Genomic DNA, 23503 nt, shown 5'->3' with positions numbered 1-23503 from the left:
CAAAAGCTGAAGCGGGCACGGTTCAAATGTGGGAGCTGGCTTGCCTGCGATGGCATCTCCTCGGTGTGTCTGATGTACCGAGTTGTCTGCATCGCAGGCAAGCCAGCTCCCACAGAAAAGCAGCTCTGCTTTCGCTCTGGTTTTTGATTTGGCTTTTAACACTCGATTTTTGGTTATTAATAAATAGCTTCTTATTCCTTAACGAATATATACCCCGTGCCTATACTGACCCACAACGTTAAACGCTGCAGGAGGGCACACCCATGCACAGCGAGTCGATTCGTTATCTGATCGTGCCGGGCTGGCAAGGATCGCCAGAAGATCATTGGCAAAGTCATTGGCAGAACAGCCTGCCCAACAGCGCTCGCGTGGAGCAGGCCGACTGGCTCACCCCACGCCGCGAAGACTGGGTGGCAGCCCTGGCCGAAGCCATCGCCGCCGACAGCACCCCGGTGATTCTGATCGCCCACAGCCTGGGCTGCATCACCGTCGCCCATTGGGCGGCCACCGCACCGGTGCAGTTCCTGCGTCAGGTACGCGGCGCCCTGCTGGTGGCCCCGGCCGATGTCGAACGCCCTGCCTGCGCACCCGCCCTGCGTAACTTTGCGCCAATCCCCAGCCACCTGTTGCCCTTCCCAAGCCAGGTCGTCAGCTCCGACAACGACAGTGCCGTCAGCGCCACCCGCGCCCTGGAACTGGCACGTAACTGGGGCGCCGAAGCGGGAATTCTCGCGGGCGCCGGGCACATCAACGTGAAGTCCGGCCATCAACGCTGGGAACAGGGTTTCGCCTACCTCTATCGCCTGCAAAATCGCCTGGAACATCACTCCCGGCGCCGTGCATAAAATTTTTTAAACGCCCCTTCCCCTTCGTGGATGGGGCGGGAGCCTGCCATGAGCCTGCATGAAACCTTCGGTCAGCCCCTGCTGACCTTCCCCGACGCCGAAAAAAGCCCCCTGAGCATTCGTGCCAAGGCGCTGGTGTTTGTCGACCCGCGTTCGCGGCAACTGCGCGAAGACCTCGAAAACCTCGCCCCCCGCGCCTTGCCCGTGTTGATACGCGGCGAAACCGGCAGCGGCAAGGAGTTGCTCGCCCGGCATATCCACCGTGGCAGCGACCGCACCGGCCTGTTTGTCTCGGTGAATTGCGGCGCCATCAGCCCGACATACGCCGACGCCGAACTGTTCGGCTACGCCGCAGGCAGCCACAGCGGCGCAGCCAGCAGCCGCGCCGGCTGGTTTGGCTCAGCCAACGGCGGCACGTTGTACCTGGATGAAATCGGCGACTTGCCGCTGCCGATCCAGGTCAAGCTGCTGGCGGCGCTGGAAAACCACGAAGTCACTCGCGTCGGCGCCCATCAGCCAAGCCCGGTGGATGTGCGGCTGGTGGCGGCCACCAGCATCGATCTCGCCCAGGCCGTGGCGGCCGGCAAGTTTCATGAGCGCCTGTTCCATTACCTCAGCGAAGGCCAACTGGAGCTGCCCGCACTGCGCGAGCGGGTGGGCGACATCCTGTCACTGGCCGAATATTTCCTCGGCATCTACAGCCAGCGCCTCGACCTGCCGGTGCCGCTGATCAGCGACGAAGCCCAGCGCGTGCTGGAGCATCACAGCTGGCCGGGCAACACCCGGGAGTTGGAGAACGTGATTCACTTTGCCTTGCTGGTCAGCAGTGGCGACGAGATTTTGCCTGAGCATTTGAACCTGCCGCTGCCTTCGGTGGAGCAGATCGAACATCAGGCGCGGCAGATCCTCAGCAGCGGTACCGAGGCCGAACGTGATGCGTTGAAGCGTCTATTGAAAGGGTTGGGGTCTGCATGAACAAAATGGAATATCAAAGTGAATAAAAAGTATTGTTCTGGAATAAAAAACCTCGGTATTGTCCGCTGCACGCCGCGATAGCACTTCGCTGGCATCCACTAAAAAAGCGGCCGTCCCAGACGACCCGGATTTTCGATAAGGACACTGCATGAAAAAGGTTCTGTTGTTTACCGCACTGGCGGCTGCCCTGACTGCAAGCTTCGCCCAGGCCAACGAGAAACTGGTGGTAGCCGCTACCCCGATCCCGCACGCCGAGATCCTTGAGCTGGTCAAGCCGACCCTGGCCAAAGAAGGCGTGGACCTGGAAATCAAAGTCTTCACCGACTACGTACAACCGAACGTACAGGTGGCCGAGAAGCGTCTGGACGCCAACTACTTCCAGACCCTGCCGTACCTGGAAAACTTCAACAAGGGTAAAGGCACCAACCTGGTCACCGTAGTGGGTGTGCACGTTGAACCCTTCGGCGGCTACTCGAAAAAGATCAAAAACATCTCTGAGCTCAAAGATGGCGCCACCGTGGCGATCCCGAACGAAGGCAGCAACTCCGGCCGTGCCCTGCTGCTGCTGCAAAAGGCTGGCGTGATCACCCTGAAAGACCCGACCAACGCCCTGGCCACGCCGAAAGACATCGCCAGCAACCCGAAACACCTGAAATTCAAAGAGCTGGAATCGGCGCTGCTGCCACGCGTCCTGGACCAGGTTGACCTGGACCTGATCAACACCAACTACGCCCTGGAAGCCGGCCTGAACCCGGCCAAGGACGCGTTGATCATCGAAGACGCCAAGTCGCCGTACGTGAACTTCCTGGTTGCCCGCCCGGACAACAAGGACAGCGACGCGATCCAGAAGCTGGCCAAAGCCCTGACCAGCCCTGAAGTGAAAGCTTTCATCGAGAAGAAATACAACGGCGCGGTCGTGCCGGCGTTCTGATCGAACCCAAAAACCTCCTTCAAGGTTTAAACGCCGACGGCTTCTACAGCGTCGGCGTTTTTTATGGCTGGAACACAATCGAAATGTGGGAGCGGGCTTGCTCGCGAATGCGGTGGGTCAGCCAACACATCTGCTGACTGATACACCGCATTCGCGAGCAAGCCCGCTCCCACATTTGGGACTGTGTCAGCTCAGATATTTCGACTGTTAATGGCCCTGCGCAGTGCCACCAGCCACTTCACCAGTTCCTGCGGATCAATCGGTTTTGCCTCGTTCATCGTTCACTCCCTCGCTGTTGATTGGCCGTCAGTCTGGCCACGCGCTGCCTATTCCTGAAGTGCAGCTCCGATAAAAAGACCCGTCCTACTTCCCTGGGAACAGTAGCTGTCATCCATCTGCACCGCGAATCCGCAGGTTATCTATTTGGGTGATATCAATATGCTATTTCGGTATTTAAATTTTGCTTTTTATACCTTTAAAGTCGGCGCTACCCGGCGTTACCCACGCTGGACCGGACCGCACCAACGCCGCTTTACCCCTGCGGCGTCAGGGATTTCAGATGACCTTCGATTACGCATTTATCCTCAGCACGCTGCCAGCGTTTCTCAAGGCCGTGGGCGTTACCCTGCAAGTCGGCCTGATCGCCATTGGCACCTCCATGCTGGTGGCCTTGATCAACGCCGCGCTGCTGGTGTTTCGCACGCCCTACGTGTGGCGCCTGGTGGCGCTGTACGTGGAGTTGGCGCGCAACACACCGCTGCTGATCCAACTGTTTTTCGTCTATTTCGCGTTGCCGGCCCTGGGGCTGAATATCTCCGGGTTCTGGGCGGCAATCATCACCATGACCTTTCTCGGCGGCGCCTACCTCACGGAAGTGTTGCGCGCCGGTGTCGAGGCGGTGCCGCTGGCACAGATCGAATCGGGCAAGTCCATCGGGCTGTCCCACTGGCAACTGCTGCGCCATGTGATCCTGCCCCAGGCCGGGATCCTCAGCCTGCCGGCGCTGTTTGCGAACTTTATTTTCCTGCTCAAGGAAACCACGATCGTGTCGGCGGTGGCGGTGCCGGAGATTCTCTACACCACCAAAAGCTATATCGCCCTCTACTACAAAACCTACGAAATGCTCGCGGTGCTCACGTTGATCTGCGTGCTGTTATTCCTGCCACTGTCGCTGCTGCTCAGCCGCCTTGAAAGGAGGCTCCAGCATGGCCAGTTCGGGTCTTGAATTACTCTGGGTGTCCTTGCCGCAACTGGGCAAGGGCGCGGCGCAAACCCTGTCGATCTCGTTCTTGAGCATCGCCTTCAGCACTGTCGGCGGCGTGGTGTATGGCGTGCTGCGCACGTTGAATTCGAAAGCGATCAACCTGGTGCTGCGGATTTACCTGGAGCTGTTCCGCGCCATTCCGGTGTTGGTGTGGTTGTACTTGCTGTTCTTCGGCCTGCCGATTTTCTTTGGCCTGAGCATTCCGAGCTTCTGGTGCGCCGTGCTGGTGTTGTCACTGTGGGGCGCCAGTGAAGTCGGCGAAGTGGTGCGCGGTGCGTTGCATTCGTTGCCCCGTGGCCAGCGTGAAGCCGGCCTGTCGATTGGCCTGTCGGACCCGCAACTGTACGGCTACGTGCTGCTGCCCCAGGCCCTGAAACGCATGACCCCGCCGACCATCAACGTCTACACCCGCATCATCAAGACCAGCTCCCTGGCGGTGCTGATCGGTGTGGTGGACGTGATCAAGGTCGGCCAGCAAATCATCGAGCGCACCTACGAGTCGGTATTGATCTACGGCGCGCTGTTCCTGTTTTTCTTCTTTATCTGCTACCCGTTGTCGGCCGCCTCCAAGGTGCTGGAACGGCGCTGGGCCCAAGCATGAGCGCATTGATCGAGTTCCAGGGTTTCAACAAGTTTTTCGGCGACCAGCAGGTGCTCGACGGCATCGACCTGAGTGTGCAAAGCGGCGAAGTGGTGGTAATCCTCGGGCCCAGCGGTTGCGGCAAAAGCACCTTGCTGCGGTGCCTCAATGGCCTGGAAGTGGCCCACAGCGGCAGCCTGCGTTTTGCCGGCAAGGAGCTGCTGGACAAGGCCACCGACTGGCGCCAGGTGCGCCAGGACGTGGGCATGGTGTTCCAGAGTTATCACCTGTTCCCGCACATGAGCGTGCTCGACAACCTCCTGCTCGGCCCGCTGAAAGTGCAAAAGCGCGAGCCCCGCGAAGCCCGGGCCCAGGCAGAAAAACTGCTGGAACGGGTGGGCCTCTCCGACAAACGCGACGCCTACCCGCGCCAGCTGTCGGGCGGCCAGCAGCAACGCATCGCCATCGTTCGCTCGCTGTGCATGAACCCGCAGGTCATGCTGTTTGACGAAGTCACCGCCGCCCTCGACCCGGAAATGGTCAAGGAAGTACTGGAAGTGATCCAGGGCCTGGCCCGGGACGGCATGACGCTGCTGATCGTCACCCATGAAATGGCCTTCGCCCGCGCCGTCGCCGACCGCGTGGTGTTCATGGAGGCCGGCCGCATCCTCGAACAAAACACCCCCGAGGCATTCTTTACGAACCCGCAAACCGCACGCGCGCAGCAGTTCCTGGAGAAGTTCTCCTTCGTTTCAACACTGCCCAAAAGAACCAAGGAACTGGAGCTGTCATGAAAACTGCCAAGTTGTTATTCCCCCTGTTCGGCCTCGCTTTGCTGGCCGGCTGCAATAAGTCCGAAGAGCCCGCCAAGACGGCTGCCGCTGCCACCCCGGCACCCGCTGCGGTGAGCTACATCGACAAGATCAAGGCGCGGGACAAGCTGATCGTCGGCGTATTCACCGACAAGCCGCCGTTTGGTTTCGTGGATGAGTCCGGCCGCTATGTCGGCTTCGATACCGACATCGGCCGCCGTTTCGCCAAGGACCTGCTGGGCGACGAGAACAAGGTTGAATTCGTCGCCGTGGAGCCGGCGAGCCGCATTCCGTTCCTGCAAAGCGACAAGGTCGACCTGATCCTCGCCAACATGACGGTGACGCCGGAGCGCAAGGAAGCGGTGGACTTCACCAACCCGAACCTGAAAGTCGCGGTGCAGGCCCTGGTGCCGCAGGACAGCTCGGTGAAGAGCCTGGACGACCTGGCGACCCGCACCACCATCGTCACCACCGGCACTACCGCGGATATCTGGCTGACCAAGAACCACCCGGACTGGAAACTGCTGAAGTTCGAGAAAAATTCCGAGTCGCTGCAAGCGTTGTCGGCGGGCCGTGGTGATGCCTATGCCCAGGACAACCTGGTGCTGTTCAGCTGGGCCAAGCAGAACCCGGGCTATCGCGTGCTGGAGCAGAAACTGGGGGATGAAGCGCCGATTGCGCCGGCGGTGAAGAAGGGCAACATCGAATTGCGGGATTGGGTGAATACCGAGCTGGCAAAGTTGGGCGAAGAGAAGTATTTGCTCAAGCTGTATGACCAATATGTTCGCAAGGAACTGAGCGATGACACCAAGCCGGAAAGCGTGATTGTTGAAGGCGGGAAGTGGCAGGGTTGATCAGTTAGCTGTTGGGTGACTGATCTACCGTCTTCGCGAGCAAGCCCGCTCCCACATTCGACCGAGTTCCACCTTTGGAATGCGGACAAATGTGGGAGCGGGCTTGCTCGCGAAGAGGCCCTCACAGGCGCCGCCTAACTGGGCCAATGCCACGCCGGCTCATCCAGCACCCGCTGCCCCACCACCTGCGTCTGCCCCATCACCTTCTCCAGCACAATCGAATTACACCCTTCACCCTGCTGCAACGCCGCAATCAAGCGGCTGGCATGGGACACCACCCACACCTGACACTGCTGCGACACCTGAATGATCAGCCGCGCCAACGCCGGCAAAAGATCCGGGTGCAAGCTGGTTTCCGGTTCGTTCAATACCATCATCGTCGGTGGCCTCGGCGTCAGCAGCGCCGCCACCAGCAGCAAGTAGCGCAAGGTCCCGTCAGACAGCTCCGCCGCCGATAACGGCCGCAGCAATCCTTCCTGATAAAACTCGATGGCAAAGCGTCCGCCCTGCAACGGCTCGATATTCAACCGCGCGCCCGGAAACGCATCGCTGATCGCCCGCTGCAACGCCTCGGGGTCGCCGATCTCGCGGATGGTCTGCAACGCCGCCGCCAAGTCCCGCCCATCGTGATGCAGCACCGGCGTACGCGTGCCCAGTTGCGGCTGGCGCACCGGGGCGTCGACGTCGCTGCGAAAGTGGTCATAAAAGCGCCAGCCGCGAATGCTTTCGCGCAGCAGCAATACCTCCGGCGAACCCCGCAGGCTGCCGACCTGATCGAACAGGCTGTGGTAGTTCGGCGTGTGCTGGGCCAGTACATCCCAGGCGCGGCCATCGCGGGCACGTACCATCGGGCCGGAGCGCTGCACCAGCAGGCTCGCCGGGCGAAATACATGCCCGGCCCAGATGCATTCTTTCTTGATCTCCGGGTCCAGGGAAAAATAGGACAAGGTTTTCTCGGGCAACCCCAGGGAAATCGCATAGCTGAAATCCTCTGCGGCAAACCCCAGGCGCAGGCGCTTGGCGCCCTGGCGCACGATGGGCTCCACCGCCACTTCACCACTGAGCATGCGCCGACTGATGCTTTCCGGCCCGGCCCAGAAGGTTGAATCCAGCCCACCCTCGCGGGCCAGTGCGTTGATCACGCCGCCCTGGGCCGTTTCCGCCAGCAGCCGCAGGGCGCGGTACAGGTTGGACTTGCCGCTGCCATTGGGGCCGGTAATCAGGTTCAACCGATCCAGCGGCACCACCAATTTGTTGATCGAGCGGTAATTGGCCACCGCGAGGGTCTTGAGCATGAGAAAAATTATCGGTTTGGGAACCCCTGGAGTATGGGATTCTCCATGCAGATAAGGAACCCTGTTCTAAGCTCACAGTCGCATAGACACTGGCACGTCGGCATCACGCAAAAGGAGCCTGCATGGGCGGTCCCAAACTCACATTTATCCTCGGCCTTGGCCTGCTGGCGCTGCTGAGCGGTTGCGGCCAGGAAAAAGCCGAACCCAAGGAACATTCCCGGGTGTTTGTGCAGACGGTGAAGTCCACCGACTTTGCCGCCGCCGTGACCTTGACCGGCGATATCCAGGCCCGGGTGCAGACCGATCTGTCGTTCCGCGTCGGCGGCAAGATCATCCAGCGCATGGTGGATGTCGGCGACCGCGTCAGCGCCAAGCAGGTGCTGGCCAAGCTCGATCCGAAAGATTTGCAGACCAACGTCGACTCCGCCCAGGCCCAGGTGGTCGCCGAGCAGGCGCGGGTCAAACAGACCGCCGCCGCGTTTGTGCGCCAGGAAAAACTCTTGCCCAAGGGCTACACCAGCCGCAGCGAATACGACTCCGCCCAGGCCGCGTTGCGCAGCAGCCAGAGCGCGCTGACCGCGGCCCAGGCGCAGTTGGCCAATGCCCGCGAGCAGTTGGGCTACACCTCGCTGGTCGCCGACGCGCCGGGCATCATCACCGCCCGCCAGGCCGAGGTGGGCCAGGTGGTGCAGGCCACCGTGCCGATTTTCAGCCTGGCCCGGGATGGCGAGCGCGACGCGGTGTTCAACGTCTATGAATCGCTGCTGGTGGAGCCGCCGCCGGACAAACCGATTACCGTCAGCCTGCTGGAAAATCCGCAGATCACCGCCGTGGGCAAGGTGCGCGAAGTCACCCCGGCCGTTGCCGCCAATACCGGCACGGTGCAAGTCAAAATCGCCCTCGACGCGCTGCCCAAGGGCATGCAACTGGGCTCGGTGGTCAGCGCCACGGCCAACGGGCCGGCCAAGGCCAGCATCGAATTGCCGTGGGCAGCCTTGACCAAAGACATCAGTGCGCCGGCTGTCTGGCTGATTGACGGCGACGGCAAGGCGCAACTGCACAAGGTCACGGTCGCGCGTTATCTCACCGGCAAGGTGATCATCAGCGACGGCCTCAAGGGCGGCGAAAAAGTCGTGGTGGCCGGCGGGCAATTGCTGCATCCCGGCATGATCGTGGAAATCGCCCAGCCGCCGGATCAGGCCCAGGCCCAGGGAGTGCAGCCATGAAGCAGATGACGTGTGTTCTCGCCGCCAGCCTGCTGTTGATGGCGTGTTCCGAGGAAGAACCGGCGCCGGAACCGGTGCGCCCGGTGCTGTCGATTGAAGTGAAAGCCGAGGACCAGGAAAACCTCGGCCGCTTCGCCGGAACGATCCAGGCCCGCTACGAAAGCAATCTCGGTTTCCGTGTGCCAGGCCGTATCGCCCGGCGCGCGGTCGACGTGGGCGCTGAAGTGCAGCAGGGCGCGTTGCTCGCCGTGCTCGACCCCACCGATCAACAGAACCAGTTGCGCGCTGCCCAGGGCGACCTGGCCCGGGTCCAGGCACAGTGGATCAACGCCCAGGCCAATGCCCGCCGCCAGCAGGAATTGTTCAACCGTGGCGTCGGCGCCCAGGCCCAACTGGACATCGCCCAGACTGACTTGAAAACCACCCAGGCTTCCCTGGATCAGGCCAGGGCCTCGGTCAACCAGGCCAAGGACCAGCTCAACTACGCCGAACTGCGCACCGACCATGCAGGCATCGTCACCGCCTGGAATGCCGAGGCCGGCCAGGTGGTCAGCGCCGGGCAGCAAGTGGTGACCCTGGCACGACCGGACATCAAGGAAGCCGTCATCGACTTGCCCGCCGGCCTCGCCGAACGCCTGCCACCGGATGTGGTGTTCCTGGTCGCCGGGCAGATGGACCCCACGGTCAGCACCACCGCCACCGTTCGCGAGATCGAACCCCAGGCCCAAAGCGCCACGCGCACCCGTCGCGCCCGCCTGACCCTGGCGGAAACACCGCCCGCGTTCCGCCTTGGCACCGCCATCAGCGTGACCCTGAGTTCAGCCATCGCGCCGCGTATCGAACTGCCCCTCAGCGCCTTGCAGGAAGCCGACGGCAAGACCCGCATCTGGGTCATCGACACCCAAAGCCAGACCGTACAGCCCCGTGACGTCAGCATCGTCAGCCGTGACGCCGACAGCGCCTTGCTCAACGCAGGCGTCAAACCCGGCGAGCGGGTGGTGAGTGCCGGCGTTAACAGCCTGAAGCCCGGGCAAAAAGTCAAAATCGACGAGGACAGCCCGCGATGAAAGGGAGCTTCAACTTATCCGACTGGGCCCTCAAGCATCAGTCCTTCGTCTGGTACCTGATGTTCGTCGCGCTGCTGATGGGCGTGTTCTCGTACATGAACCTCGGTCGCGAGGAAGACCCGTCGTTCACCATCAAGACCATGGTGATCCAGACCCGCTGGCCGGGCGCGACCCAGGAAGAAACCCTCAAGCAGGTCACCGACCGCATCGAGAAAAAACTCGAAGAGCTGGACTCCCTCGACTACGTGAAGAGCTACACCCGGCCCGGCGAGTCCACGGTGTTCGTGTTCCTGCGGGACACCACCAGCGCCAAGGACATCCCGCAGATCTGGTACCAGGTCCGCAAGAAGATCGACGATATTCGCGGCAGCTTCCCCCAAGGCTTGCAGGGGCCGGCGTTCAACGACGAGTTCGGGGATGTGTTCGGCTCGGTGTACGCGTTTACCGCCGACGGCCTGTCGATGCGCCAGCTGCGCGATTACGTGGAGCAAGTGCGCGCCGAAATTCGTTCGGTACCGGGGCTGGGCAAGGTCGAGATGATCGGCCAGCAGGACGAAGTGATTTACCTGAATTTCTCCACTCGCAAACTCGCAGCGCTGGGGATCGATCAGCGCCAGGTGGTGCAGAGCCTGCAATCGCAGAACGCCGTGACCCCGGCTGGGGTGATCGAGGCCGGGCCGGAGCGGATTTCGGTGCGCACCTCCGGGCAGTTCGCCTCGGAGAAGGACCTGGCCAACGTCAACCTGCGGCTCAATGACCGTTTCTATCGGCTGGCCGACGTGGCGGAAATCACCCGTGGCTATGTCGACCCGTCGACGCCGATGTTCCGCTTCAACGGCAAACCCGCCATCGGCTTGGCCATCGCCATGCAGAAGGGCGGCAACATCCAGGACTTCGGCAAGGCCCTGCACAAACGCATGGACGACCTGACCGCCGACCTGCCGGTGGGTGTGGGCGTGCATAAGGTTTCCGACCAGGCCGAGGTGGTGGAGGAGGCCGTCGGCGGCTTTACCAGCGCGTTGTTCGAGGCGGTGATCATCGTACTGGTGGTGAGCTTTATCAGCCTCGGCGTGCGTGCCGGGTTGGTGGTGGCGTGCTCGATCCCGCTGGTGCTGGCGCTGGTGTTCGTGTTCATGGAATACAGCGGCATCACCATGCAGCGGGTGTCGCTGGGCGCGTTGATCATTGCCCTCGGCCTGTTGGTGGACGACGCGATGATCACCGTGGAGATGATGATCACGCGCCTGGAAAAAGGCGAGACCAAGGAGCAGGCGGCGACGTTCGCCTACACCTCCACCGCATTCCCGATGTTGACCGGCACGCTGGTGACCGTCGCCGGGTTTGTGCCGATTGGCCTCAACGCCAGTTCGGCGGGGGAGTACACCTTCACGCTGTTCGCGGTGATTGCCGTGGCAATGCTGGTGTCGTGGGTGGTCGCGGTATTGTTCGCGCCGGTGCTGGGCGTGCACATCCTCAGCAGCAAGGTAAAACCCCACAATGCCGAGCCCGGCCGGGTGGGCCGGGCGTTCAATGGCGGTATGCTGTGGGCGATGCGTAACCGCTGGTGGGCCATTGGCATTACCGTGCTGCTGTTTGTGGCGTCGGTGTTTTCGATGCAGTTTGTGCAGAACCAGTTCTTCCCGTCTTCTGACCGTCCGGAAATTCTCGTCGACCTCAACCTGCCGCAAAACGCCTCGATCAACGAGACCCGCAAGGCCGTCGACCGTCTTGAGGCGATCATCAAGGACGACCCGGACATCGCCCGCTGGAGCACCTATATCGGCCAGGGCGCGATCCGCTTCTACCTGCCGCTGGACCAGCAACTGGAGAACCCGTACTACGCGCAACTGGTGATCGTCAGCAAGGGCCTGGAAGAGCGCGGCGCCTTGATTGCGCGCCTGCAAAAACGCCTGCGGGAAGATTTTGTCGGCGTGGGCAGTTTCGTGCAGCCACTGGAAATGGGGCCGCCGGTGGGGCGTCCGATCCAGTATCGGGTGTCTGGCAAGGACATCGACCAAGTGCGCAAACACGCGATCGAGCTGGCGACCATGCTCGATAAAAACACCCACATGGGCGAAATCATCTACGACTGGAACGAGCCCGGCAAAGTCCTGCGGGTGGACATCGCCCAGGACAAGGCGCGGCAACTGGGGCTGTCGTCGGAAGACGTGGCGCAGTTGATGAACAGCGTGGTCAGCGGTGCGTCGGTGACCCAGGTGCATGACGATATCTACCTGATCAATGTGGTCGGTCGCGCCGAAGATGCCGAACGCGGTACGCCGGAAACCTTGCAGAACCTGCAGATCGTCACGCCCAACGGCACCTCGATTCCGCTGCTGGCGTTTGCCACCGTGCGTTATGAGCTGGAACAGCCGTTGGTATGGCGTCGCGACCGCAAGCCGACCATCACCATCAAGGCGGCGGTGCGCGACGACATGCAGCCGACCGACCTGGTGAAACAGCTCAAGCCGGACATCGACAAGTTCAGTGCTGGGTTGCCGGTGGGCTACAAGGTCGCCACCGGCGGCACCGTGGAAGAAAGCGGCAAGGCCCAGGGCCCGATTGCCAAGGTAGTGCCGTTGATGCTGTTTCTGATGGCGACCTTCCTGATGATCCAGCTGCACAGCGTGCAGAAGATGTTCCTGGTGGCCAGCGTGGCGCCGCTGGGGCTGATTGGCGTGGTGTTGGCGCTGATTCCCACGGGCACGCCCATGGGCTTTGTGGCGATTCTCGGGATCCTTGCGCTGATCGGCATCATCATCCGTAACTCGGTGATCCTGGTGACGCAGATCGACGCCTACGAGCGCGACGGCTACACGCCGTGGGACGCGGTGGTGGAAGCTACCGAACACCGGCGCCGGCCGATCCTGCTGACCGCAGCAGCGGCCAGCCTGGGCATGATCCCTATCGCCCGTGAAGTGTTCTGGGGCCCGATGGCCTACGCGATGATCGGCGGGATCATCATCGCCACCTTGCTCACGCTGCTGTTCCTGCCGGCGCTGTACGTGGCCTGGTACAAGATTCGCGAGCCGAAGAAAGAACAAGCCTGACGGCCACAGCGGTGACATTCCTACACGGACGTGGGAATGTTCCCTGAAACATTTTTTTGCCCTTCGCACCCGATCAATTGTTTTACCCTCCGGGCCTGATCCTTTTGTCAAGGCCTGCCCCATGCGTTGTTTCCTGCTGGTTTGTAGCTTGTTACTGTCGCCCGTGGCCCTTGCCGGCACGGTGCTGGAGAACGCCCTGTGGCGGGTTGAGATCGACCCGGCGACCCTTGCGATCCACGTTTTCCCCAGCGACAAGACCGCTGTGCAGGCTTCAAGCGGAGGCCCTGCGCACAGGGTCAACCAGCTCTCCCAAAGCACCCGTCAGGCCAGTTGGCAATGGGACGATGGCGCCTATCGCCTGAGCGCCACCCTCGAGCAACGGGATCTTGCCCTGACGATTGCCGCCCGTGATGCCGGTGAGTTGGCGATCCTGCGCCAACCCGCCAGCGCCATGGGCAAGGGCCTGATCTGGCCCCTGGCCGAGGGGCATTACGTGCCGGCGGGCAATGGTGTGTGGCAGGACTTCCTGCTGGAACAGGGCGACGTCAACACCACCCAGGACCTCAGCTTGCCGCTGTGGGGCGTGGATCACGGCGCGTTTACCCTCAACTGGCTGATGACCAATCCTTACAACAACCGTCTGCACTGGCAGGCCGACGGCAAAGGACTGGCGTTGTCCGCCTTCCATGAATTCACCACGCTGGACCCCGCAGCGCCGATGACCGTTCTGTTGCACCTGGGCGAAAGCGACCCGCTGGCCGGCGCCAAGCGTTATCACCAGTGGCTGGTGGAGCAGGGACTGTTTGAACCGTTGGCGGACAAGTTGCGGCAAACCCCGGAAGCGGAAAAGCTGCTGGGCGCCAGCCATATCTACCTGTGGGGCAATGATCTGCTGGCTCCGGGGGATGTGCGCGACTGGCCGCAACTGCTCAAGCTGCTACGCAGCGGCAAAGGCTTGGCGGCTGAATTGAATGGCTTGCTGGACAAAGAGGCTGCGCAGGTTCGGCAGGTCAAGCAACCGTATGAGCAGGCTGTCCTGCTGCGCGGCCTGAACGCGGCGATCAACACAAAGGCCCGGCAAAGCTGGCAGCCCTCCACCGAGCCGAATATGACCCAACTCGCTGATGGCTATGGTGCTCTGCGTCGTGAGTTGGCCGTGGCTTTTGCGGGTGCATTGAGCGCAACGCCCGAGACCTGGGGCAATACCTTGTCGGTCACCAATGCATTGAAAGGCGCTGGCCTCAAACGCTTGTTGGTGACCCAGGGCGAAGGCTGGGAAGGCGGGCTCTGGCATCCTGAGGCGGTGAAGACCGGGGTCGACGCCGGTTACTTGATGGCGCCCTACGACTCTTATGAAACGGCACTGTCGGCCACCGAAAATCCCGACTGGACCACCGCGCACCTGGGCAGCAAGGCCTATGGCGAGTGCGCGATCGTGTTGAAGGGCGGCCAGCTCAAGACAGGCTTCCAGAAGTCCGGCCACTACACCGACCCGCGCTGCGTGCGGCCGTTGCTGGAGGCGCGGATCAAGGCGGTGCAGGCCAAGTCCGGGTTCAACGCCTGGTTCCTCGACGCCTATGCCACCAGCATGTTGTTCGACAGCTATCGCACGGGTGCGAGCATGACCCAGGCACAAAATGCCGAAGGCAATATCGATGCGGCCCGCTGGATCAATACGGCGCTGAAGTTGCCGGCAGGTTCCGAGGACGGCAACGCGATCACCGCCCGAGGCATCCTGTTTGCCCACGGCATGCAAACGCCGGTGCTGGGCTGGGGTGATCGTGAGATGACCAAGGACAAGCAGTCGCCGTATTACGTCGGGGCTTGGTACCCGCTGGAACAGCCGGCGGTGTTCTTCAAGTCGGTGCCGTTGAAAGAGCCGTTTCGCACGGTCTACTTTGACCCGACGATGCGCCTGCCGCTGTATCAGGCGGTGTTCCATGGCTCGGTGATCACCACCCACCATTGGCTGTTCGACAGCCTGAAACTGAGCAACGTGCGGGCCGAAAACGAGCTGACGCAACTGCTCTACAACGTGCCGCCGCTGTATCACCTGAGTGCGGCGACAGTGAAGCAGCGCTTGCCGGTGATTCAGCGCCAGGACGCGTTCTTCCGGCCGCTGCATGAGCGGTTGGCGACTCAGGCGATGACCGATTTTCGCTGGCTGACGGAAGATAAACAGGTGCAGCAGACCACGTTTGCCGATGGGACGCGGTTGGTGGCGAATTTTGCTGAGGGGCGTATTACGGCTTTTGTACCTGGCGCCCAGGCTGTGGTGTATCAGGTGGATGAGTGGCGGCTGTGAGTCCTTCGCGAGCAAGCCCGCTCCCACAGGGGAATGCATTCCAAAATGTGGGAGCGGGCTTGCTCGCGAAGGCGTAAGCCCAAACAACAAAGACCTACAGCTTGCGCCACACACTCGCCAGCCACGGCTGTTGTTCCCGAGGCAATCCCGCTGGCCGGTAGTAATGCTCCAGCTCCACAAACCCCGCAGCCGTCAGCAATTCCTGCCACGCCTGCAAGTCGTGATACGAGCCATACCGCGGCCCATTCCAGCCCTCCTGGTTTTCACCTCGAGGGTTTGAGCTGAACAACACTCCACCGACCTTCAACGCCCCATGCAACTGCCCAAGAATGCGCGGCAGTTCCTGCTTGGGAATATGAAACAGCACCGCATTGGCGAAGATCCCGTCGAAACGGCCGGCCGGCAAATCCAGCTTCAGGAAGTCCTGTTGCAGCACTTCACAGCCGCTGTCTTCCCGGGCCATCTGTGCAAAGCGCTCCGAACCATCGAGCCCCACCGCGATGTGGCCCATGCGGGTAAACGTCTGCAAATCCCGCCCCGGCCCGCAGCCGAAGTCCAGCACGGTAAACGGTGCGTCGCCCTGGATATGCCGCAGCAACGCATCAATGTTCTGGCTCACATCGTGATCGCGGGTGCCTTCACGAAAATCCTCGGCCACTTTGTTGTAGTGGCCAAGGGTGGTGGAGGTGATCTGGTCGAGGTCGTCGGGGGCGAGTTTCATGGCGGGTTATACCGGGCGCTGAGATGGCCCGACTATACCTCACCTCTTGTTCAGAACCCTGGCCAACCGATCGCCGCCCAACTGAATCACGGCTACCAGGATCACCAGCAGCACAATCACGGTGAGCATGATCTGCGTGTCAAAACGCTGATAGCCATAGCGATAGGCAATATCCCCCAGCCCACCGGCGCCAATTGCCCCGGCCATGGCCGAGGAGTTGATCATCGTCACCAGGGTAATCGTGAACCCGCCGACAATCCCCGGCAGCGCCTCCGGCAGCAGCACATGCCAGACGATATGCCAGCGCCGGCAACCCATGGCCTGCGCCGCCTCGATCAAGCCGTGGTCGACTTCGCGCAAGCTGACTTCGGCGATCCGCGCAAAGAACGGCGTGGCCGCGATGGTCAACGGCACCACCGCCGCCCACACGCCATAGGTGGTGCCGACGATCAACCGGGTGAACGGAATCAGCGCCACCATCAAAATCAAAAACGGGATCGAGCGGAACAGGTTAACGAACGCCCCCAGCACCCGATTCAAGGCAGGCGCCTGATAGATGCCGCCCTTGTCGCTGGTCACCAGGAACACCGCCAGCGGAATCCCCACCAGCAATGCAATCAACGACGACACTCCGACCATCAACAGTGTGTCGATGGCGCCCTGCAATAAACGATCAAACCACATAGCCCAGCACCTCCACCTGTTGTGCCCAGCGCCCGGCGCGGCTGCGCAGTTCTTCGGCGGTCAGGGACGAGCCGCTCACCGCCAGCAGCAATTGCCCCAAGGCGTGGCCCTGGATGCGTTCCACACCGCCTTGCAGCAAGCGCACGCGCCCGCCGAGGGCGCTGAACAACGCAGCAAGATCGGGTTCGTCTTCGGCACTGCCAGTCAGTTGCAAGCGCAGCACCACGGCGGCGTCCTTTGAGGTCGGATTGGCCTGCAGGCGGCTTTGCAACTCTTCAGGCAGGCCATGTTGCAGCGGCGCCAGCAGGGTTTTACTGACCTCATGCTGCGGGTTGCCGAACACTTCCCACACCGGGCCTTGCTCGACCACATGGCCGTGTTCCAGCACCACCACGCGGTCGCAGATTTCGCGAATCACGGCCATTTCGTGGGTGATCAGCACGATGGTCAAGCCCAGGCGTTTGTTGATCTCCCGCAGCAGGCCGAGGATGGATTGCGTGGTCTCAGGGTCGAGCGCCGAAGTGGCTTCATCGCACAACAGAATCTGTGGGTCATGCACCAGTGAGCGGGCGATGCCCACCCGCTGTTTCTGCCCGCCGGACAGCTGCGCCGGGTAAGCCTTGTGCTTATCCTGCAAACCGACCAATTCCAGCAGTTCACGAACCTTCTTCTCGCGCTGCTCCTTGGGCACGCCTGCGACTTTCAACGGCAGTTCGACGTTCTGCCACACAGTCTTGGCCGACATCAGGTTGAAGTGCTGGAAGATCATGCCGATGCGTCGGCGCAGGGCGACCAGGCGGTCTTCGTCGAAGTCGCCGATGTCCACCTGGTCAATCAATACCCGGCCGCTGCTCGGTTGTTCCAGGCGGTTGATGGTGCGGATCAGCGACGACTTGCCGGCGCCGCTGCGGCCGATGATGCCAAAGACTTCGCCGCGCTGGATCGCCAGGTCGATGCCTTGCAGGGCGGGCACGGATTGGCCGTCATAGGTCTTGCCCAGGTTGATAAAGCGCACGTGCGCGCGGTTCAGGTCCGGGTGCAGTTCTGTCTGCTCGGCGTCCCTGGGCGGCAGGCCCAGGTCGCGCAGTTGAGAGTGGGCGGCGGTCATTTTTTATCTTCCCAGCCCACTTGGTAGAGCTTGCCAAGGGATTTATCCAACGCGGCGCGCACCACCGGCGAGTGCTGGTAGATGTCGACGAACTTGATCACCCGCGGGTCGGTTTTGCTCTTGGGCTGGACCACGAACTGGATCACGTATTCCGGGTGGTCGAGGCCGTCGAACAGCAGCGCTGACTCGGCATCGAAGGTCTTGGACAGGCGGATATACGCCGGGTAGCCCTGCACCAGGTCGGCGTCGTCATAGGCGCGCACCAGTTGCACGGCTTCGACTTGCAGGATCTTGATCTTCTTCGGGTTGGTGACGATGTCTTCTTCAGTGGCCTTGTAGCCCACGCCCGGCTTGAGCGTGATCAAGCCGGCCTTGGCCAGCAGTTGCAAGCCGCGACCGCTGTTGATCGGGTCGTTGGCAATCGCCACGCTGGCGCCCTGGGGCAGGTCGTTGATGCTCTTGTACTTCTTCGAATACAGCCCGACGTTGTTGATGATGCCCGGCGCGTACGGCACCAGGTCAAAGCCGGCGGCGGCCTTGGCGTTTTCCAAAAACGGGATGTGCTGGAAGTAGTTCACGTCGATATCGCCGGCTGCCAGGCTGACGTTGGGTGCGATCCAGTCGGTGAATTCCACCAGTTCGACTTTCAAACCCTGTTTGCCGGCCTCGGAGGCGGCGGCCTCCAGTGGAATGGCGAAGGCGGCGGTGGTGCCGACTTTCAAGGGAGCGTCAGCGGCGAATACCGCCGAGCTGAACAATCCGAGGGCGAGCGCCAGTGCTTTGACTGGGTGGCTGAGCAATGTTTTTTTCATAGTGGATTTCCAGTCATAAGGTGTGAGTGCAAACAACTCGGTCAACTGTGGGAGCAGGCAAGCCAGCTCCCACATTTTGGTTCAGTGGCGGTAGGTGGAGCCGGTGTGTTGTTCAGGCAGGTGCGCGGAGTGGTGGAAGACTTTCTCCCGCAGCGTCCCGGTGTCATACGCGGTCTTGTACGAGCCCCGGCGCTGCAGCTCCGGCACCACCAGTTCGATGAAGTCGACGTAGCTTTCCGGGGTGACGATGCGCGTCAGGTTGAAGCCATCCAGGCCGGTTTCGCTGATCCAAGATTCAAGTTCATCCGCCACCTGTGCCGGCGAACCCACCAGGGTGATGTAGCGCCCGCCCAGGGCGTGCTGCTCAAGCAACTTGCGCCGGGTCCAGTCATTGTTCTGCAGGTTCTTGGTCGCGGACTGGATGGCGTTGCTCTTCACGTACTGGATCGGTTCGTCGATTTCGTACTGTGAAAAATCAATCGCCGTGGATGCCGAGAAATGCGCCACGCCGGCTTCCGCACTGGCGTAGCTCAGGTACTCGGCGTGCTTGGCCCACGCAGCTTCTTCGGTGGCGCCGACAATCACGTTCAGCCCCATGAACACCTTGATGTCGTCCGGGTTACGCCCGGCTTCCACGGCGCTGGCGCGCACCTTGTCCACCTGGATCTTGGTCGAGGCCTTGTTCTGCCCGCTGATGAACACGCACTCGGCGTGACGCCCGGCAAACAGCAGCCCACGGTCGGAGCTGCCCGCCTGGAACAGCACCGGCGTGCGTTGCGGCGACGGCTCGCACAGGTGATAGCCCTCGACCTGATAGAACTCGCCCTTGTGCTCGATCTTGTGCACTTTCTCCGGCTGGGCATACACCCGCGCCTGCGGATCGTTGATCACCGCGTCGTTTTCCCAGCTGCCTTCCCAGAGTTTGTAGAGCACTTCCAGGTATTCGTCGGCCTGGTCGTAGCGCCGGTCGTGCTCGACCTGCTCGGTCAGGCCCATGGCCTTGGCAGCGCTGTCGAGGTAGCCGGTGACGATGTTCCAGCCCACCCGGCCGCGGCTCAGGTGGTCGAGGGTCGACATGCGCCGGGCGAACAGATACGGCGGTTCGTAGGTGAGGTTGGCGGTCAGGCCGAAGCCAAGGTTTTTGGTCACCGCCGCCATGGCCGAGACCAGCAGCAACGGGTCGTTGACCGGCAGCTGGATCGCTTCCTTGAGCGGCACGTCCACCGAGTTCTGGTAGACGTCATACACGCCGACGATGTCGGCGATGAACAGCCCGTCGAACAGTCCGCGTTCCAGCAACTGCGCCAGTTCGGTCCAGTACTCGATGGTTTTGTACTGGGTCGAGTTGTCCCGTGGATGGGTCCACAGGCCATGGTTGATGTGCCCGATGCAGTTCATATTGAAGGCATTGAGCAGGATCTTTTTCTTCGCCATCAGATAGTCCCCCGCAGTGGCGGGTTTTCATCGTTGAGGTAGTAATTGCCCACAGCAAAGTACTTCCAGCGCACCGGGTCGTGCAGGGTGTGCACCCGGGCGTTGCGCCAGTGGCGGTCCAGGCCGTGTTCGGCGAGGGTCGCCTGGCTGCCGGCGAGTTCGAACAGGGTGCTGCCGGCCGCCAGGGAAATCTCGGTGCTGAGGGCGCGCACTTCGGCGACCGCGATGGATGCGGCCGCGACGGTGTCGGCATTGCTGTCGGCCTGGGCGCGGTCGAGGAATTCGCCTGAGCGTTCCAGCAGGGCTTCGGTGGCGTGCAGGCGGATGCTCAAGTGGCCGAAGCTTTTCAGGGTCAGCGGATCTTCGGTGGCCTTGTCGCTGGTGGCGTCGATCCACGGCCGGGTCTTGGTGCGCACGAAGTGCAGCGCATCCTCATAGGCAGCGCGGGCGATACCGGTGTCGATGGCGGCGTGAAGGATCTGCGCCAGCGGGCCGACAGTGGTCGGGCGCTCGAAGGCACTCTGGAACGGGATCACGTCCTGGGCCGCGACCCACACGTTATCGAACACCACCGAACCGCTGCCGGTGGTGCGCTGGCCGAAGCCGCTCCAGTCGTCGATCACGCTCAGGCCCTCGCTGTCACGGGTGACAAAGGCCAGTTGCTGCACACCGTTTTCGTCCACCACGGAAGTGGAAATACGTTGGGCGTAGATCGCGCCGGTCGAGTAGAACTTGCGGCCGGTGATACGGAAACCGTCACCGTCGCGGGTGATCTTGGTGATGCGGTCGTGGGCGGTCTTGGTGCCCAGTTCTGCCAGCGCATTGCCGAAGCGCTGGCCGGCGAGCACTTCGGCGTACAGGCGTTTTTGCTGCGCCGGGCTGCCGTTCACCCGCAGCACTTCGAGGGCATAAAAATGGTTCTGCGGGATCTGCCCCAGGGACGCATCCGCCTGGGCAATCAGTGCCGTGACCTTGGCCAGGGTGACGTTGGAAACGCCGGCACCACCGAACTCCTTGGGTACGCTGATGCCCCACAGGCCGGAGCGGGAAAACACGTCCAGCTCAGGCAAGGGCAGGCGGCGTTCACGGTCACGCAAGGCGCTGTCGCGGCGGAAGTCTTCGGCCAGGTCGCTGGCGACAATGAGGGCTTGTTCATCGCTGGTAATAACCGCGACGTGATGAGAAAGGGTCATAGGTTTCTCCAGAGGTCTGGTCGTTAAATCCAGGAATGCCGGGCAGGCAAAGTGCCGTTGAGGTGGTAAGCGCCCACCGCGTGGTACTTCCAGCGCACCGGGTCGTGCAGGGTGTGCACCCGGGCGTTGCGCCAGTGGCGGTCGAGGTTGAATTCGGCGAGGGTCGCGCGGCTGCCGGCCAGCTCGAACAGCTTTTCGCTGGCGAGCAGGGAAATCTCGGTGGTCAGCACCTTGGCTTCGGCCACGGCAATCGAGGCGCGTGCGGCGGACTGCGCGGTGATCGGCGCGGCGCTGACTTGGTCCAGTACCTGGCCGGCCTTGCGCAGCAGGGCTTCAGCGGCGTGCAGTTCGATCTTCAGCTTGCCGATATCGGCGATCACATACAGGTCATCGCTGGCCCGTTCGACCTTGGCGTCGATCCATGGCCGCGAGCGTTCGCGTACAAAGCTGATGGTGTCGTCGATCGCGCCACGGGCGATGCCGGCGTCGATGGCCGCCTGGATCAATTGCGAGACTGCACCCTGGATGCCCGGTGTTTCGCCGAGTCGCCAGGTTTCCACCACCAGTTCGGCGTCCACCGCCACTTGATCCAGCAGCACTGTGCCGCTGGCGGTGGTGCGTTGGCCAAAGCCTGACCAGTCATCGACGATACGCAGGCCTTCGGTGCCACGGCGCACGAACGCCATGACGACTTTGCCGTCATCGTTCAAGGCCTTGACCGCCACCCAATGGGCGAACAGCGCGCCAGTGGAGTAGAACTTCTGGCCACTGACGACGTAGCCGTCACCTTCGGCGGTGATGCGTGACTTGAGGTCCAGGGTGTTTTTGGTACCGCGTTCCGGGCCGCCGTTGCCGATGCGCCAGCCGTCCAGCACGCTCTGGAACAGCTGCTTTTTCTGGCGCTCGCTGGCCGCACCTTGCAGCACGTGCAGGATGCCGAAATGGTTCTGCGGGATTTGCCCCAGCGCCGGGTCGGCCGCGCTGATGATCGCGAACACCTCGGCCAGGGTCACGAAGGACACCTGCGGGCCGCCGTACTCACGGGGAATGGAAATACTGCCCAGGCCGCTGCGGGTGAAGTGTTCGATTTCAGCCCAGGGCAGTTTGCGTTGCTGATCGCGCCTGGCCGCTTGCAGGCGCGCGGCCTGTGCCAGCTCGTGGGCGGCGCTCAGGGCCTCGGCGTCGTTGCGCAGCACTTTGGCGGGCAACAACAGCGGGGCAACGTCCAGATCACTCTGGGGGGGTGTTTGTGCCAAGTTAGACATCAGCGCCGCTCCTTGGCTGCACGCAATGCCCTGGCGTTACGCACCGGGGTAATTTTGACCATACCTACCTCACATCCGTTGAAAAGATAAAAAAATCAGGAATGTCCGGTGGTCCGGTGCATATACCCTAAGCGTGTTAAATTTTTTAATAAACTAACTTTTAGGAATATGCATAGAAGGTCTGTCACCCCGGTTCACAGGGCGAGCCGGGGCGACGGGGTTGGTAGGCCAGCGGGGCCCTGGCGGGGCTGGTCGGGGCCTGGGGAGCGAGCGCGGCGATGCGCAGGATGCGGGCTGGCGCCCAGCTTGAATTGTTGCCGACCCGGTCGAGAATGCAGTAGGTCACCTCGAGACGATGGTCATCCCCGGCTTCGACAATGATGGCCGACGGCACCCACACCTGCACCGCCTTGCCCACATCGTCGGCCTGGATGCTCGGCAGGTCCAGGCGCACGTCACCCCAGCGCAGGGTGATCTCGTCATCGGTCGCCATGTTCAGGTACGGCTCGATGGTCAGGGGCACGCCACGGCGGATCTGGCTGCTGTTGACGCCATGGCGACGGATGGTCTCGGGCAGGCTGACGGCGGCCAGGTTCTGGTTTTCATCAAGGCTCAGTGCCGAGGGCATGCCGCCGGGGTAGTCGGTCTTGACCTGCACCCGGGTGATGGCCGAGCGCGCCGGGCCGTGACCGACCTGCATGACCCGGTAATGAATCCGTGCCGGGCCATTTTGCACAAAGCTCTCCGGCACTCGCAGGCTGGTGGGCATGCCGATCTTGCCGGCGGTGATGCGCCGGGAGGCGGCAAAGCAGTTGTTCCAGAACAACTCGATCAGGTCGCCCTCGTCCATGCCGCAGTAAGGCGCGATATCGACCTGCAGGTTTGTCGCAGCGAGGGCATTGATGCCTTCTCGATGGGCCTGGGGCAAGGTCGGGGCAGTGAGCAGCGCCTGGGTGGAAATACGCTTCATAAATAATCTCCTTGGTGCAGCCAGCAGCAATCGTTCCGGACATCAGGCGCGGGCAGGCGACGTAGTCCGAAAGAAACGATTTAATAAAAAACCAGAATGGATCCAATCCTCT

21 protein-coding genes are annotated in these 23503 nt (G+C 62.0%); 12 read left to right on the top strand and 9 right to left on the bottom strand.

The window, feature by feature from the left end:
• The 8 genes from HX811_RS31855 to HX811_RS08945 all read left to right on the top strand — a co-directional run.
• On the top strand, positions 1–242 hold a 242-nt coding region (locus tag HX811_RS31855; RefSeq protein ID WP_218172272.1), incomplete at its 5' end, for a hypothetical protein.
• A 21-nt stretch (positions 243–263) separates the two neighbouring features.
• Entirely contained in the window at positions 264–845 is a 582-nt protein-coding gene (locus HX811_RS08975) for an alpha/beta hydrolase (RefSeq protein WP_003211820.1), read from the top strand.
• 48 nt (positions 846–893) lie between these two features.
• On the top strand, positions 894–1820 hold the full coding sequence (locus HX811_RS08970) for a sigma 54-interacting transcriptional regulator (protein ID WP_177045603.1): 927 nt from the start codon (positions 894–896) through the stop codon (positions 1818–1820).
• A 148-nt stretch (positions 1821–1968) separates the two neighbouring features.
• Positions 1969–2751, top strand: coding sequence for a MetQ/NlpA family ABC transporter substrate-binding protein (locus HX811_RS08965; protein ID WP_003211822.1), 783 nt, complete (start codon positions 1969–1971; stop codon positions 2749–2751).
• Positions 2752–3310: 559 nt separating this feature from the next.
• Positions 3311–3976, top strand: a complete 666-nt coding sequence (locus tag HX811_RS08960) for an amino acid ABC transporter permease (RefSeq protein WP_003211825.1) — start codon at positions 3311–3313, stop codon at positions 3974–3976.
• The gene (locus HX811_RS08955) at positions 3957–4616 is read left to right on the top strand and encodes an amino acid ABC transporter permease (RefSeq protein WP_008435829.1); all 660 of its coding nucleotides are present in this window, start codon (positions 3957–3959) and stop codon (positions 4614–4616) included. Before HX811_RS08960 ends, HX811_RS08955 begins: the two co-directional genes overlap by 20 nt.
• Positions 4613–5389, top strand: coding sequence for an amino acid ABC transporter ATP-binding protein (locus HX811_RS08950; protein WP_003211829.1), 777 nt, complete (start codon positions 4613–4615; stop codon positions 5387–5389). Before HX811_RS08955 ends, HX811_RS08950 begins: the two co-directional genes overlap by 4 nt.
• On the top strand, positions 5386–6261 hold the full coding sequence (locus HX811_RS08945; protein WP_003211830.1) for a transporter substrate-binding domain-containing protein: 876 nt from the start codon (positions 5386–5388) through the stop codon (positions 6259–6261). Before HX811_RS08950 ends, HX811_RS08945 begins: the two co-directional genes overlap by 4 nt.
• A 134-nt stretch (positions 6262–6395) precedes the next feature.
• Here HX811_RS08945 and HX811_RS08940 read toward each other — a convergent pair whose 3' ends face one another.
• Complete coding sequence (locus tag HX811_RS08940; protein WP_177045601.1) at positions 6396–7556, bottom strand: AAA family ATPase; 1161 nt, start codon at positions 7554–7556, stop codon at positions 6396–6398.
• A gap of 122 nt (positions 7557–7678) precedes the next feature.
• Between HX811_RS08940 and HX811_RS08935 the strand changes: the two genes are divergently transcribed.
• The 4 genes from HX811_RS08935 (at position 7679) to HX811_RS08920 (ending at position 15204) form a co-directional block, all read left to right on the top strand.
• Positions 7679–8782, top strand: a complete 1104-nt coding sequence (locus HX811_RS08935; RefSeq protein ID WP_177045599.1) for an efflux RND transporter periplasmic adaptor subunit — start codon at positions 7679–7681, stop codon at positions 8780–8782.
• Positions 8779–9849, top strand: a complete 1071-nt coding sequence (locus HX811_RS08930; RefSeq protein ID WP_177045597.1) for an efflux RND transporter periplasmic adaptor subunit — start codon at positions 8779–8781, stop codon at positions 9847–9849. The genes HX811_RS08935 and HX811_RS08930 overlap by 4 nt, the downstream gene beginning before the upstream one ends.
• Positions 9846–12899: an efflux RND transporter permease subunit gene (locus HX811_RS08925; RefSeq protein WP_087692737.1), complete on the top strand. Its 3054-nt coding sequence runs from the start codon at positions 9846–9848 to the stop codon at positions 12897–12899. Before HX811_RS08930 ends, HX811_RS08925 begins: the two co-directional genes overlap by 4 nt.
• Before the next feature lie 121 nt (positions 12900–13020).
• Positions 13021–15204, top strand: a complete 2184-nt coding sequence (locus tag HX811_RS08920; protein WP_177045595.1) for a glycoside hydrolase — start codon at positions 13021–13023, stop codon at positions 15202–15204.
• Positions 15205–15298: 94 nt separating this feature from the next.
• Here the strand turns inward: HX811_RS08920 and HX811_RS08915 are convergent, their stop codons facing one another.
• The 8 genes from HX811_RS08915 to HX811_RS08880 form a co-directional block, all read right to left on the bottom strand.
• Complete coding sequence (locus HX811_RS08915; protein ID WP_177021017.1) at positions 15299–15925, bottom strand: bifunctional 2-polyprenyl-6-hydroxyphenol methylase/3-demethylubiquinol 3-O-methyltransferase UbiG; 627 nt, start codon at positions 15923–15925, stop codon at positions 15299–15301.
• Between the two features lie 39 nt (positions 15926–15964).
• The gene (locus tag HX811_RS08910) at positions 15965–16609 is read right to left on the bottom strand and encodes a methionine ABC transporter permease (RefSeq protein ID WP_003211840.1); all 645 of its coding nucleotides are present in this window, start codon (positions 16607–16609) and stop codon (positions 15965–15967) included.
• Positions 16599–17717, bottom strand: coding sequence for a methionine ABC transporter ATP-binding protein (locus HX811_RS08905; RefSeq protein ID WP_003211842.1), 1119 nt, complete (start codon positions 17715–17717; stop codon positions 16599–16601). The genes HX811_RS08910 and HX811_RS08905 overlap by 11 nt, the downstream gene beginning before the upstream one ends.
• Positions 17714–18529, bottom strand: coding sequence for a MetQ/NlpA family ABC transporter substrate-binding protein (locus HX811_RS08900; RefSeq protein WP_177045593.1), 816 nt, complete (start codon positions 18527–18529; stop codon positions 17714–17716). The genes HX811_RS08905 and HX811_RS08900 overlap by 4 nt, the downstream gene beginning before the upstream one ends.
• Before the next feature lie 81 nt (positions 18530–18610).
• The gene (locus tag HX811_RS08895) at positions 18611–19963 is read right to left on the bottom strand and encodes an LLM class flavin-dependent oxidoreductase (protein WP_177045591.1); all 1353 of its coding nucleotides are present in this window, start codon (positions 19961–19963) and stop codon (positions 18611–18613) included.
• Complete coding sequence (locus HX811_RS08890; protein WP_177045589.1) at positions 19963–21156, bottom strand: SfnB family sulfur acquisition oxidoreductase; 1194 nt, start codon at positions 21154–21156, stop codon at positions 19963–19965. The genes HX811_RS08895 and HX811_RS08890 overlap by 1 nt, the downstream gene beginning before the upstream one ends.
• Positions 21157–21179: 23 nt before the next feature.
• Positions 21180–22421: an SfnB family sulfur acquisition oxidoreductase gene (locus tag HX811_RS08885; protein WP_008435817.1), complete on the bottom strand. Its 1242-nt coding sequence runs from the start codon at positions 22419–22421 to the stop codon at positions 21180–21182.
• 184 nt (positions 22422–22605) lie between these two features.
• Entirely contained in the window at positions 22606–23391 is a 786-nt protein-coding gene (locus tag HX811_RS08880; RefSeq protein ID WP_177021886.1) for a hypothetical protein, read from the bottom strand.
• Positions 23392–23503 lie beyond the last annotated feature (112 nt).

Origin of the sequence: Pseudomonas sp. F8002 (genome assembly GCF_013385495.1) — a bacterium.
In the GTDB taxonomy this organism is placed as follows: Bacteria; Pseudomonadota; Gammaproteobacteria; order Pseudomonadales; family Pseudomonadaceae; genus Aquipseudomonas.
This window is presented reverse-complemented; position numbering and strand designations above follow the sequence as displayed.